The sequence below is a fragment of the Streptomyces sp. WMMC1477 genome (assembly GCF_027460245.1).
In the GTDB taxonomy this organism is placed as follows: Bacteria; Actinomycetota; Actinomycetes; order Streptomycetales; family Streptomycetaceae; genus Streptomyces.
In genome coordinates this window covers 685,175-698,084 of the sequence record NZ_JAPZBD010000003.1, presented here as the reverse complement: position 1 = coordinate 698,084, position 12,910 = coordinate 685,175, and the positions used below count along the sequence as shown (strand labels likewise).

10 protein-coding genes are annotated in these 12,910 nt (G+C 72.6%); 5 read left to right on the top strand and 5 right to left on the bottom strand.

Annotated features, from left to right (window positions below; genetic code table 11):
* Positions 1 to 42: 42 nt before the first annotated feature.
* Positions 43 to 1,080 (bottom strand): mechanosensitive ion channel family protein, encoded by a 1,038-nt coding sequence (locus tag O7609_RS03490; RefSeq protein ID WP_269733430.1) that lies wholly within the window; start codon positions 1,078 to 1,080, stop codon positions 43 to 45.
* A 53-nt stretch (positions 1,081 to 1,133) separates the two neighbouring features.
* On the opposite strand from O7609_RS03490, the gene O7609_RS03485 reads away from it, so the two are divergent.
* Positions 1,134 to 1,793 (top strand): dienelactone hydrolase family protein, encoded by a 660-nt coding sequence (locus tag O7609_RS03485; protein WP_443072050.1) that lies wholly within the window; start codon positions 1,134 to 1,136, stop codon positions 1,791 to 1,793.
* 52 nt (positions 1,794 to 1,845) lie between these two features.
* On the opposite strand, the gene O7609_RS03480 is transcribed toward O7609_RS03485, so the two are convergent.
* From O7609_RS03480 to O7609_RS03470, 3 genes are all read right to left on the bottom strand, one after another.
* Positions 1,846 to 3,534, bottom strand: a complete 1,689-nt coding sequence (locus O7609_RS03480; RefSeq protein ID WP_269733428.1) for an alkaline phosphatase D family protein — start codon at positions 3,532 to 3,534, stop codon at positions 1,846 to 1,848.
* 172 nt (positions 3,535 to 3,706) lie between these two features.
* Entirely contained in the window at positions 3,707 to 4,573 is an 867-nt protein-coding gene (locus O7609_RS03475) for a thioredoxin domain-containing protein (RefSeq protein ID WP_269733427.1), read from the bottom strand.
* 79 nt (positions 4,574 to 4,652) lie between these two features.
* Entirely contained in the window at positions 4,653 to 5,336 is a 684-nt protein-coding gene (locus tag O7609_RS03470; protein ID WP_269733426.1) for a hypothetical protein, read from the bottom strand.
* A gap of 198 nt (positions 5,337 to 5,534) precedes the next feature.
* On the opposite strand from O7609_RS03470, the gene dnaE reads away from it, so the two are divergent.
* Positions 5,535 to 9,077 carry a DNA polymerase III subunit alpha gene (gene dnaE, locus O7609_RS03465; RefSeq protein ID WP_269743066.1) on the top strand — a complete coding sequence of 1,181 codons (3,543 nt, stop codon included), beginning with the start codon at positions 5,535 to 5,537 and terminating at the stop codon, positions 9,075 to 9,077.
* Positions 9,078 to 9,303: 226 nt separating this feature from the next.
* Here dnaE and O7609_RS03460 read toward each other — a convergent pair whose 3' ends face one another.
* Complete coding sequence (locus O7609_RS03460) at positions 9,304 to 9,456, bottom strand: hypothetical protein (protein ID WP_269733424.1); 153 nt, start codon at positions 9,454 to 9,456, stop codon at positions 9,304 to 9,306.
* A gap of 258 nt (positions 9,457 to 9,714) precedes the next feature.
* Between O7609_RS03460 and O7609_RS03455 the strand changes: the two genes are divergently transcribed.
* From O7609_RS03455 to O7609_RS03445, 3 genes are all read left to right on the top strand, one after another.
* Positions 9,715 to 10,944, top strand: coding sequence for an NYN domain-containing protein (locus O7609_RS03455; RefSeq protein ID WP_269733423.1), 1,230 nt, complete (start codon positions 9,715 to 9,717; stop codon positions 10,942 to 10,944).
* Positions 10,945 to 11,037: 93 nt separating this feature from the next.
* Entirely contained in the window at positions 11,038 to 12,051 is a 1,014-nt protein-coding gene (locus O7609_RS03450; protein WP_269733422.1) for an ABC transporter ATP-binding protein, read from the top strand.
* The gene (locus O7609_RS03445) at positions 12,048 to 12,881 is read left to right on the top strand and encodes an ABC transporter permease (RefSeq protein ID WP_269733421.1); all 834 of its coding nucleotides are present in this window, start codon (positions 12,048 to 12,050) and stop codon (positions 12,879 to 12,881) included. Before O7609_RS03450 ends, O7609_RS03445 begins: the two co-directional genes overlap by 4 nt.
* The last annotated feature ends 29 nt before the right edge of the window (positions 12,882 to 12,910 follow it).

The window sequence follows — 12,910 nt, the reverse complement described above, 5'->3', positions numbered from 1 at the left end:
CGCGGAGCCGGCGAGCTCAGCCCGTCCGCTGCGCCGGGCGGCTCAGGAGCCGCCGGCCTCGCGGGTGGTGCGGAGGCGCGGCAGCGCGTCGGGGTGCTCGTCGCGCAGCCACGCGAGGAGCTGTTCGCGCACCTCGCAGCGCAGCGTCCAGATGTCGTCCGCGGACCGGGCGGACATGGCCGCGCGCACCTCGATCGTGCTGGGCGTGGTGTCCGTCACGACCAGGCTCCAGCTGCGGCCGTCCCAGGCGTCGCTGGCCCGCACGACCTCCTCCGTCCTGGCGCGCAGCGCGGCCACGGGCGCGTTGTGGTCCAGGTGCAGGTACACCGTGCCGACGACCTGCGAGCCGCCGCGCGACCAGTTCTCGAAGGGCTTGCTGGTGAAGTAGGACACCGGCATCGTGATGCGCCGCTCGTCCCAGGTCAGCAGGACGAGGTAGGACACGGTGATCTCGTCCACGACGCCGTACTCGCCGTCCACGACGACGGTGTCGCCGATGCGCACCATGTCACCGAAGGCGATCGACAGCCCGGCGAACAGGTTGCTCAGCGTGGACTGCGCCGCGATGCCCGCGACGATGCCGAGAACGCCGGCCGACGCCAGCATCGAGGTGCCGACGGCCTTCATGCCGTCGAACTGCAGCAGGATGGCCGCCGCCGCGACCACGATGACCACGGTCGTCACCAGGCGCTGGATCAGCGTCAGCTGCGTCCGCACGCGGCGGGCGCGCGCCGGGTCGTGGGCGGCGCCGGTGTAACGGGCGGAGGTCGTCTCCATCACCGCCGCCGCCACGCGCAGGGCGAGCCAGGCGGAGGCGGCGATCATTATGATCGTCAGCCACAGCTCGACCGTCCCCCGCCTGTCCACCGCGAGGTGCGTGCTGCCGAAGAAGCCGCGTACCAGGGCGACGAACAGCACCGCCGTGAACGGGGTACGTCCCTGACGCAGCAGGCCCCACATCGGGGTCTCCGGGTGCCGGGCGTCGATCCGCACGAGCAGCCGGTCCACGATCCAGGCGACGATCCAGGCGACGACGAGGGCACCACCGAACACGATGACCGGTCGCAGCACGTTCTCCATGACGCTTCGAACTCCTTGAGGGGTGAGGGGCTCACTCGACCGTACCTGTCACGATGAGGACCCCTGCCCACGGGACCGTCGGGGGCGGGGACGGAACGGAAGGAAGTGACGCGTTGGCCACCGTGGTGCTGTTCCACTCGGTCTACGGCCGCAGGCCCGCCGTGGAGGCCGCGGCCGAACGGCTGCGGGCCGCCGGGCACGAGGTGCACGTGCCCGACCTCTACGACGGCCGGGTCCTGGAGACCGTCGAGGAGGGCCGTGCCGTCATGGACGAGCTCGGCCGGGACGAACTCCTGCGCCGCGCCGTGGCCGTGGCGGCCCCGCTCTCCGAGCGCGGCGTGGTGTACGCCGGGTTCTCGCTGGGGGCCGCCATCGCGCAGAGCGTGGCGCTGGGCGACGAGAAGGCCCGCGCCCTGCTGCTCCTGCACGGCACCTCCAACGTGCCCGAGGGAGCCGCCGTGGACGGCCTGCCCGTGCAGCTCCACGTCGCCGAGCCCGACCCCTTCGAGCCGGACGACTGGCTGAACGCCTGGTACCTCCGCATGGAACGGGCCGGAGCCGATGTCGAGGTCCACCGCTACGCCGGAGCCGGGCACCTCTACACCGACCCGGACCTGGAGGACCACGACGCCGAGGCCGCGGGGCGGACGTGGCGCGTCGCCCTGGACTTCCTCGCCGAGGCCGACGCCGCCGCGGCCGCCGAGGCCGTCTGACGCGCCCGGTCCCGGGGTCCGTTCCGCGAGCCCCGGGACCGGACGGGCGAGCTCAGCGCACCGGACCGTCCGCCTCGGCCACCCGCTGGGTGCCGGAGAGCGTCAGGTAGGAGCGCACGTGGTGGCTGTCGGCGCCCCGCTCGGTCTTGTCGGAGACGCGGTAGAAGTCCATCTGCGTCCGCTCGGCGGTCACGTCCAGGACGCCGTAGCCGTGGATGTCCGAGTCGATCCACCGGGCGTGCCGGTTGGCCGCCCGCAGCGCCCCCGAGACGACCGGGCTCGTCCAGCCCTCCGGGAGCCGCACGTAGTCGTCGATGTTGTCCGAGGTGACGGAGGTGACCACGAACTCGGTCGCCGCCGTGCCGGAGTGCGGGTACGTCGCCGCCTCCACGGGGACGTCGTTGGCCCAGGACATGTGGATGTCGCCGGTCAGGAAGACGGTGTTGCCGATGCCGCGCGAGCGCAGGTGGGAGAGGAGTTCGCGGCGGTCGTCGGTGTAGCCGTCCCACTGGTCGGTGTTGAGGGCCAGGCCCTCGGCGGGCGTCCCCAGCAGCTCGGCGACGGGCCGCAGCAGGTAGGCGGGCAGTGAGCCGAACGCCATCGGCGAGATCATCACCGAGGTGCCGACGAGCCGCCAGCGCGAGGAGGAGGCGGCAAGCCCGGACTTCAGCCAGTCGAGCTGGGCACGGCCGGTGACGGTGCGCTCGGGGTCGTCGACGGCGCCGTCACCGAAGCCGGACTGCTGGCTGCGGAACGAGCGCAGGTCCAGCAGGTGCAGGTCGGCCAGGGTGCCGAAGCGCAGGCGGCGGTAGGTGGTGCCGGCGGTGGAGGGCCGGACGGGCATCCACTCGAAATAGGCCTGCTTCGCGGCGGCCACGCGGGCCGGCCAGGAGCCCTCCTCGCCCGGGGTGTGGTTCTCGGCCCCGCCCGACCAGGCGTTGTTGGCGAACTCGTGGTCGTCCCACATGGCGATGACCGGGTGGGCGGCGTGCAGGGCGCGCAGGTCGGGGTCGCTCTTGTACTGGCCGTGCCGGGTGCGGTAGTCGGCCAGGGTGGTCATCTCGTGGGCCGGTTCGTGCGGGCGGACCGTCGTGCCGCGGGTGCCGTAGGCGCCCGTCGCGTACTCGTAGAGGTAGTCACCCAGGTGCAGGACGGCGTGCAGGTCGTCGCGGGCCGCGAGGTGCCGGTAGACGGAGAAGTAGCCCGCCTCCCAGTTGGAGCAGGAGACGGTGCCCAGGCGCAGGTTGTCCGGGGTCGCGTCGGCGGCCGGTGCCGTGCGCGTGCGCCCGGCGGGGGAGCGGGTGCCGCCCGCGGTGAAGCGGTAGTGGTAGGCGGTGTCGGGCCGCAGCCCGCGCACGTCCGCCTTGACCGTGTGGTCCGCGCCGGGGCCGGTCCGGACGGTGCCGCGGGCGGTGACGCGGCTGAAGGCGGCGTCCTCGGCCACCTCCCACGCCACGTCCAGGGCCGCGCCGCGCCCCGAGCCGGGGGTGGCGCCGGGCTCGGGGGTCACGCGGGTCCACAGCAGGACGCCGTCGGGCAGCGGGTCGCCGGAGGCGACGCCGTGCAGGAAGGCGGGGCCGGTCTCGGCGGCGCCGGCCGTGGTGCCCGCGCCGAGCGGCACCAGGGCGGCGGTGGTCGCGGCGGCGGCGAGGACGGTGCGGCGCCGGGGGGCGGTCGCGGGCCGCGCGGTTCTGTCGGACGGCGCGGCGGTGGTTGAGGTGTCAGCGTCAAGTTGCGTCACGTTACCGCAGGGTAGGACAACCCGGCGTCAACGCAAGAGTGACTTCCGGCTGTTCACGCGATCGCCCACCGCCCGCCACACACGCCCGTCCGGCCGTGCGTCCCCCCCCCGGGGCCGCACACGCCGGCGGGCGGCGCCCCGAAGGACACCGCCCGCCGCCCGGGAAGTCCGGTCACTTCTCCAGCTTGTCCTGGACGAGGGACTTGTACTCCGGGGGCGTCATCGGCGCCGTGCCGCGCGGCGTGGCGACCTTCTCGCCGTTCAGCTTGACCGTCGGCGTGCCCTGAACGTCCTCGGCGTTGTCGAACTTCTTCGACACCTTCAGCGCCCACGGGTCGTAGGTGCCGTTGGTGACGTTCTTCTCGAACTCGGCGTTGTCCTTGAGCGCGTCCACCTTCTGGGCCAGCTCGATGAGGTGGGCGTCGTCGCCGAACTTGTCCGGGCCGCTCTCCTCGGGGTGGTGCTCCTTCGAGTACAGCAGCTTCTTGTACTCCAGGAACGCCTCGGGGCTCTCGTTCAGCGCGGCGCCCAGCGCGCTGAGGGCGTTCTTCGAACCGCTGCCGCCCAGGCCCTTGTCGAGGAAGGTCCCGAAGACGAACTCCACCTTGTAGGAGCCGTCCTCGATGTCCTTGAGCACCTCCCCGCCCACGCTCTCCTCGAAGGAGGAGCAGACCGGGCAGCGCATGTCCTCGTAGATCGTGACGGTGTTCTCGGAGCCGGCCTCGCCGACGATGATGTCGGTGCCGTCCTCGCCCTCGGTGTTGGCGGGGGCGAGGTAGCTCTTGTAGCCGCCCGCGGCCTTCTCCTTGCCCTCGGCGACCTGGGACGCGGCCGACCAGTCGCTGTTGTCCTCGCCGTCGCCACCGGTCATGTTGGTGATCGCCACGCCGATGCCGGCGGCGATGGCCAGGACGGCGACGACGGCCCCGGCGACGCCCAGCTGGCGCCGCATCCTCTCCTTCTTGGCCTGCTGCTCGCGCTCGACGCGCAGCCGCTCGCGGGCGGCCCTCTTGGCTTCCTGGCTGTTGCGCTTGCTCATGACGTCATGCTCCGTGGTGTTCGGTACGGGGGAGTACGGCGCCCGGGCCCCGGCGGGGCGGGCGGTGACGGCCGGCGGGTCAGCCGGCGGCGGGGCGGGGCGGCCCGCGCCGTACGACGGAGTGCGTCAGCAGGGGGAGCGCGCGGGGCGCGCGGGCCCGGTCCTCGGGGCGGAGCCGGGGGCGCCCGGGGGTCGCGGGGAGCCCGGCGGCCAGGGCGGCGGCGGAGGGCGGCCACAGCAGCGCGTAGGCGTGGGTGGCGGCGGCCCGCAGCAGCCGGGCCAGGGCCTCCTCGCCGCGCCACAGCCACAGCGAGGCGGCCAGCCCGACGGTGACGTGGGCGCCGAGCAGCATCCAGGGGGCCAGCGGGTGCGCGAGCTCGGGGACGGGCGTGTCGGCGGCCATGCGGGCCAGCGGTGTGCCGAAGCCGCCGCCCGCGCACACCAGGTCCACGCCCATCGAGCGCAGCGGGCCCGTCACGGGACCGCCGGCCGTGCCGTAGCAGGCGGCCTGGCCCGAGGTGAAGACGGTGTCGGCGGCCAGCTCCAGCGGTATCAGGGCCGCGGCGATGGTGCCGAGGCCGCGGCGCCGGTCCGCGAGGAGGAGCGCGCACAGGAAGACGGCAGCGGTGACGGCGAGCAGGGTGGGCAGCGGCACCGGGCTGGCCGACAGCAGCACATGCGTGCCCGCGGACAGCGCGACGCACACCGCGGTGAAGACCGCGGCGCGTGCTGTCCGGATGCCGGTACTCGGTGCTGCGCCCATCGGGGCCGAGTGTGCCACGCCGGGCCGTAAGCGTCAGGTGAAGACCGGGGACCGGAATCTTCCCGTGACCCGGGAGGCGCGGAGGGACGCGTGATGCGGCCGCTGTCACACCCCGGTCGTAGACTTCGACACCGCCACAGGACGTCGCGCGAGACGTCCAGAGCCACAGGAAAACCCCGTGCCGGAGGAGCCCCACCCGTGACAGACCAGCCGTTCACGCATCTGCACGTGCACACTCAGTACTCGCTGCTGGACGGAGCGGCACGGCTGAAGGACATGTTCAAGGCGTGTGGCGACATGGAGATGTCCCACATCGCGATGACGGACCACGGCAACCTCCACGGCGCCTACGACTTCTTCCACCAGGCCGAGGGCTCCGGGATCACCCCCATCGTCGGCATCGAGGCGTACGTCGCACCGGAGTCGCGGCGGTACACGCGGCCCGTGAAGTGGGGCGCGCCGCACCAGAAGCGGGACGACGTGGCGGGCGCCGGCGCCTACACCCACATGACGATGTGGGCGCGGGATCTCACCGGCCTGCACAACCTCTACCGCGCGCAGTCCCGGGCCAGCCTGGAGGGCTTCTTCCGCAAGCCCCGCATGGACCGCGAGCTGCTGGCCGAGTACTCCGAGGGCCTCATGGCGACGACGGGCTGCCCGTCGGGCGAGGTGTCCACCCGCATCAGGCTGGGGCAGATGGACGAGGCCCTGAAGGCCGCGGGGGAGTTCCAGGACATCTTCGGCAAGGACAACTTCTTCGTCGAGTTGATGGACCACAACATCGACATCGACCGGCGGGCCCGGGCCGGCCTGGAGGAGATCGCCCGCAAGCTCGGGGCCCCCTTCGTCGTGACGAACGACTCGCACTACACCTACGAGCACGAGTCGTCCGCGCACGACACGCTGCTGTGCATCCAGACCGGCAGCAACCTCTCCGATCCCGACCGCTTCAAGTTCGACGGTTCCGGCTACTACCTGAAGTCCGCGGCCGAGATGTACGCGATCGACAACTCGGACGCCTGGCAGGAGGGCTGCCGCAACACCCAGCTCCTCATCGCGGACCGCGTGGACACGACGGGCATGTTCAAGCCGCGCAACCTCATGCCCAGGTTCGACGTGCCCGAGGGCTTCGACGAGGTGAGCTGGTTCCAGGAGGAGGTCAAGCGGGGGATGGCCCGCCGCTACCCCGGCGGCGTCCCGGAGGACCGCCAGCGGCAGGCGGCCTACGAGATGGGCGTCATCATCGAGATGGGGTTCCCCGGCTACTTCCTCGTCGTGGCCGACTTCATCATGTGGGCCAAGAACAACGGCATCGCCGTCGGCCCGGGCCGCGGCTCGGCGGCCGGCTCGATCGTCGCCTACGCCATGGGCATCACCGACCTCGACCCGATCGACCACGGTCTGATCTTCGAGCGGTTCCTCAACCCCGAGCGCGTCTCCATGCCCGACGTCGACATCGACTTCGACGAGCGCAGGCGCGGTGAGGTGATCCGCTACGTCACCGAGAAGTACGGCGCCGACAAGGTCGCCATGATCGGCACGTACGGCACCATCAAGGCGAAGAACGCCATCAAGGACTCCGCGCGGGTGCTGGGCTATCCGTACGCCGTGGGGGACCGCATCACCAAGGCCATGCCAGCCGACGTCCTGGGTAAGGGCCTGCCGCTGTCGGGCATCACGGACAAGGACCACCCGCGCTACAGCGAGGCGGGCGAGATCCGCTCGATGTACGAGAACGAGCCGGACGTCACCAAGGTCATCGACGCCGCCCGAGGCATCGAGGGCCTGGTGCGGCAGATGGGCGTGCACGCGGCCGGCGTGATCATGTCCAGCGAACCGCTGATCGACCACGTCCCGGTCTTCTCCCCGAAGAACGACGGCGTGGTCGTCACCCAGTGGGACTACCCGAGCTGTGAGTCGCTCGGCCTGCTGAAGATGGACTTCCTGGGTCTGCGCAACCTGACGATCATGGACGACGCCCAGAAGGCCATCAAGAAGAACAAGGGCGTCGACATCAAGCTGCTCGACCTGCCCCTGGACGACCCGAAGACCTACGAGCTGCTCCAGCGCGGCGACACCCTCGGCGTCTTCCAGTTCGACGGCGGCCCCATGCGCTCCCTGCTGCGCATGATGAAGCCCGACAACTTCGAGGACATCTCCGCCGTCTCGGCCCTGTACCGGCCGGGCCCGATGGGTATGAACTCGCACATCAACTACGCCCTGCGCAAGAACGGCCAGCAGGAGATCACCCCGATCCACCCGGAGCTGGAGGAGCCGCTCCGGGAGGTCCTGGACATCACCTACGGCCTCATCGTGTACCAGGAGCAGGTGCAGAAGGCCGCCCAGGTGCTCGCCGGGTACAGCCTCGGCCAGGCCGACCTGCTGCGCCGGGCCATGGGCAAGAAGAAGCTGGAGGTCCTGGAGAAGGAGTTCGCCAACTTCCAGAAGGGCGCCCGGGAGAAGGGCTTCTCGGACGAGGCCATCCAGGCCGTGTGGGACGTCCTGGTGCCGTTCGCCGGGTACGCGTTCAACAAGGCGCACTCCTCGGCGTACGGCCTGGTCACCTACTGGACGGCCTACCTCAAGGCCAACTACCCGGCCGAGTACATGTCCGCGCTGCTCACCTCCGTGCGGGACGACAAGGACAAGTCGGCGGTGTACCTCAACGAGTGCCGTCGCATGGGCATCAAGGTGCTGCCCCCGGATGTCAACGAGTCCGACGCCAACTTCACGCCGCGCGGTGACGACACGATCGTCTTCGGCCTCACGGCCGTGCGCAACGTCGGCCAGAACGTGGTGGACGCCATCGTCCGCTGCCGGAAGGCCAAGGGCGCCTACGAGTCCTTCCCCGACTTCCTGGACAAGGTGGAGGCCGTCGTCTGCAACAAGCGGACGGTCGAGTCCCTGATCAAGGCCGGCGCGTTCGACGAGCTGGGCCACACCCGCAAGGGGCTCACCGCGCAGTTCGAGCCGATGATCGACAACGTGGTGCAGGTCAAACGGAAGGAGGCCGAGGGGCAGTTCGACCTCTTCGGCGACCTCGGCGCCGACGACGGCTCCGACGGCCCCGGTTTCGGCCTCGACGTCGAGTTCTCCCCGGAGGAGTGGGAGAAGACGTACCTGCTCGCCCAGGAGCGGGAGATGCTGGGCCTCTACGTCTCCGACCACCCGCTCTTCGGTATCGAGCACGTCCTCAACGAACGCGCCGACGCGGGCATCTCGCAGCTCACGGGCGGGGAGTACAGCGACGGCTCGACGGTCACCATCGGCGGCATCATCTCCGGCCTCCAGCGCAAGATGACCAAGCAGGGCAACGCCTGGGCCATCGCCACCGTGGAGGATCTGGCGGGCTCGATCGACTGCATGTTCTTCCCCGCCACCTACCAGCTGGTCTCCACCCAGCTCGTCGAGGACGCCGTGGTGTTCGTCAAGGGACGGCTGGACAAACGGGAGGACGTGCCGCGGCTGGTCGCGATGGAGCTGATGGTCCCGGACCTGAGCGAGGCGTCCGCCAACGCCCCCGTGACGATCACGATTCCGTCGGTCAAGGTCACCCCGCCGCTGGTGGCGAAGCTGGGTGAGGTGCTCACCCACCACCGGGGCTCCTCCGAGGTGCGGGTGCGGCTGGAGGGAGCCCGCAGGACCACGGTCCTGCGGCTCGACCGCCACCGCGTCACGGCCGATCCGGCGCTCTTCGGTGATCTCAAGGAGCTGCTCGGGCCGTCCTGCCTGGCCGGCTGAGGGCCGTCGTCCCGCTCCGCCCCCCCCTGTGCCGGGCCCCGGGCCTGGGCGGGGCCGTTCCAACCTGTGTGTCGCCTCGCAGGCTGTGGGCGCGCGGTGGTGGTCCGCGCGGTTCCCCGCGCCTCCTCGGGGCACGGCCGACGTGGGAGTGAGGGCGACCCGGGTGGTCCGGGGCGCCCTCACTCACCGGTGCCGCGTGCGAAGGGGAACCGGTTGGCGTGCGCGGTCAGTTGTGACCGAGCCGCCGGTTCTTGCGCTGTGCCGACGTCTCGGGTTCCTCCGCCTCCACGGGGCGGTCGGTGCCCGGGTTCTGCACGTCCCCGCCCGGTGCCGGACGGTTCCGCTGCTTGTTGCGATCTCGGTTCTTGTTCTTGGCCATGGGTGAACCTCCTCTGGATCCGTGGACACGTGGTCCGTGGAACTCGGCCGGAATCAGATTCGCATGGGCGGACACTCTTCGCATTTCGGGCAATACCCCTCGTGTGCGCGGTCGTCCACGTGCGGGTCTACGCGCGCCACCGGCCGATTCGCCACGCCGAAGATCGAGTTCCGGCTGATAACCCCGGGTACGGTCGGGCAGACTCGAAGGAAACCGGCCGCTGCGGCTGCCGTTGCCGTCGACGAGAGTGGGTGAACCGTGGACCGCTGCGTCGTCCTGGTGGACGCCGGGTATCTGCTGGGGGCGGCGGCGAGTCTGCTGGCGGGGGAGCCCACCCGGTCCCGCATCAGCGTCGACCACTCCGTGCTCATCCAGGGCCTGCGCGAGCGCGCCGAGCAGGACACGGGCTGCGCCCTGCTGCGCATCTACTGGTTCGACGGCGCGCCCGACCGCGTCCCGCAGCCCGAGCACCGCAGGCTCCGCGTCATGCCCCGGGTCACCGTCCGGCTGGGCGCCCTCACCCGCAGCGACGGCCGCTGGGCCCAGAAGGGCGTGGACGCCGCCATGCACGCCGAGCTGACCGAACTGGCCCGCAACCGGGCGTGCTCGGACATCGTGCTGGTCACGGGGGACGGCGACCTGCTGCCGGGGCTGATGTCGGCCAAGGAGCACGGAGTCGCCGTCCACCTGTGGGCCGTCCAGGCCGCCGACGGGGACTACAACCAGTCCGAGGACCTGGTGGCCGAGGCGGACGAGCGCCGCGTGCTGGACCGCACCTGGATCACCCGTGCCGTCCGGGCCAAGGAGCCCACCGGCGTGTGCGCACCGCAGACGCCCACGCGCCCGGACATCGCAGCCATCCTCTCCGCCCCGCTGCCCGAGCGGCCCGGCACCCCGTCCAAGGAGTCCACCGGCTCCCGCAACGGGGTCCCCAGCGAGAACGGGCGCGGCGCCCAGGCCGCGGCCGGCGGCACCGCGGACACCCCCGCCGCGCGGGGCGTGCCCACCCCGAAGGACCTGGCGAGCCTCGGCCGTCCCACGGTCACGCCGAACAGCGCGCCCGCCGGCGCGACCCTGCGCTGGTCGTCCGAGAAGGGCTGGGTGGACCGCGGCGGCGCACCGGCCGAGCCGCCGGAGGTGGCCGCGCTGCCGACGCTGGCCCAGCTCACCACCGCCGAGCAGCGCTGGGCCGACCGCGAAGAGGACATCACCACCGTCAGCGGCGACCCCTTCGAGGTCGGCCAGGTCTTCGCCCGCCGCTGGACGGCCCGCCTCGGCGCCTCCGCGCACCTGGGCCACCTCTCCAGCCAGTACCCGCGCATCCCGCACCGCATCGACGGGGAGCTGCTGCGCTACGCCGCCCGCTTCGGCCTCCTCGCGCACAAGGACGACCAGATCGACGAGCACGACCGCTACGCCATCCGGGCGGGCTTCTGGCGCGAGGTGGGCGGACACACCGGGGAAGAACGCGTTCCGGCCGACGGCTGAGGCGTCGCCCGCCCGCCGCCCGGGGCACGGTTCGGCCCGGTGAACCCGGGTGGGTGACAGAGCGGCCGCCGCGGGCGCGTACCCTCGTAGCTCGTGGAGACGGGCGCACGACAGGACGACACCCTCGCCGGGCCGGTGTGCGCCGTACGGGACCTGGTGAAGACGTACCCGGCGCAGCGGCCCCGGCGCAAGGCCCCCGCCGCGCCGGCCGTGCGCGCCTGCGACGGAGTCAGCCTCACCGTGCGGCGCGGCGAGCTCTTCGGCATCCTCGGCCCCAACGGCGCCGGGAAGTCCACCCTGGTGCGCCAGCTCACCGGGCTGCTGCGGCCCGACTCCGGGCGCATCGACGTCCTCGGCCACGATCTCGTCCGGCACCCCGGCCGGGCCTCCCGGCTGCTGGCCTACCTGGGTCAGGAGTCCGCGGCGCTGGACGAGCTGACCGTCGCGCTCGCCGCCGAGACGACGGCCCGGCTGCGCGGGCTGCCCGCCGCCGAGGCCCGGCAGGCCACCGGGGACGTCCTGGAGGAGCTGGGGCTCGCCCCGCTGGCCGGCCGTCCCCTCAAGAAGCTCTCCGGCGGCCAGCGCCGGCTGGCCTGCGTGGCCGCCGCCCTCGTCGGCGAGCGGCCCCTCCTCGTCCTGGACGAGCCGACCACCGGCATGGACCCGGTGGCCCGCAGGTCGGTGTGGGCGGCGATCGACCGGCGGCGCTCCGAGCGGGGCGTCACCGTCGTCCTGGTCACCCACAACGTCATCGAGGCCGAGTCCGTGCTCGACCGGGTGGCCGTGCTCGACCGCGGCCGCGTCATCGCCTGCGACACGCCCGGCGGGCTCAAGGCCCTCGTCGGCGAGGACGTACGCCTCGACCTCGTCTGGCGGGACGAGCCGCCCCTGCATCTGCCCGAGGTCGCCGCCCTCAAGGCCACGGCACGGCGCTCCGGGCGGCGCTGGACGCTGCGGCTCCCCCCGGACGCCGCGCGGGCCGCCGTCGCCACCGTCACCGGCGGCCCCGCCTTCGCGGCACTCGACGACTTCTCCCTGGCCACGCCGAGCCTGGAGGACGTGTACCTGGCCCTCGGCGGCCGAACGGAAGGTCTGGTGAAGGCGTGAGCGCCGCATCCGTCGAACACGCCGCCCCCGCGGCGGCCGCCACCGGCCGGCCGGCCGAGCGGGCGGACCGTGCGCCCCTGGCCCCCCGTGTGGGGCTGTGGCCCGCCCTGGGCGCCGTCTACCGCGCCCAGCTCTCCCGCGCCAGGGTCGCGCGCATCCCGCTGCTCTTCGTGGCCACCTTCCAGTCCATCGGCATCATGGTGCTGCTGCGCGGTGTCGTGGAGCCGGGCCCGGGGCCGGAGGCACGGGCGGTGGTCGCCGGGTCGAGCGTGCTCGTCGTCGCCTTCGTCGCGTTGAACCTCCTCGCCCAGTACTTCGGCTCCCTGCGGGCCTCCGGCGGCCTCGACCACTACGCGACGCTGCCCGTGCCCCCGGCCGCCGTCGTGCTCGGCGCGGCGGGCGCCTACGCCTCGTTCACCGTGCCGGGCGTCCTCGTCACGGCCGTGACCGGCAGCGTGCTCTACGAGCTGCCGCTGACCGGGCTGTGGGTGCTGGCCGGGGTCATCCCGCTGGCCGGAGCGGCGCTGGCGGGCCTCGGGGCCGCCCTCGGGCTCCTCGCCCCGCGGCCCGAGCTGGCCACACTCTGCGGACAGCTGGGCATGTCGGCGGCCCTGCTCCTGGGCGTGCTGCCGGCCACCGCGCTGCCCGTCCCGGTGCGCTGGGCCCGCGAGCTGCTCCCGTCCACCTACGGCGTCGAGGCGCTCGCCGCCACCTTCGGGCCCGCCCCGAACTGGCCGCGCGTCGCGGTGGACCTCGGCGTCTGCGCCGCGGTCGGCGCCCTGGCGCTCACCGCCGCCACCTGGGCCTACCGCCGGGCGGCCGTCCGCTGACCTGCCCGGCCCGCCGCCCCGTTCCCGGG

Coding starts and splice junctions, on each gene's coding strand:
- O7609_RS03490 (WP_269733430.1), bottom strand. CDS start 1,080: ATGGAGAACGTGCTGCGACCGGTCATCGTGTTCGGTGGTGCCCTCGTC.
- O7609_RS03485 (WP_443072050.1), top strand. CDS start 1,134: ATGAGGACCCCTGCCCACGGGACCGTCGGGGGCGGGGACGGAACGGAA.
- O7609_RS03475 (WP_269733427.1), bottom strand. CDS start 4,573: ATGAGCAAGCGCAACAGCCAGGAAGCCAAGAGGGCCGCCCGCGAGCGG.
- O7609_RS03470 (WP_269733426.1), bottom strand. CDS start 5,336: ATGGGCGCAGCACCGAGTACCGGCATCCGGACAGCACGCGCCGCGGTC.
- O7609_RS03460 (WP_269733424.1), bottom strand. CDS start 9,456: ATGGCCAAGAACAAGAACCGAGATCGCAACAAGCAGCGGAACCGTCCG.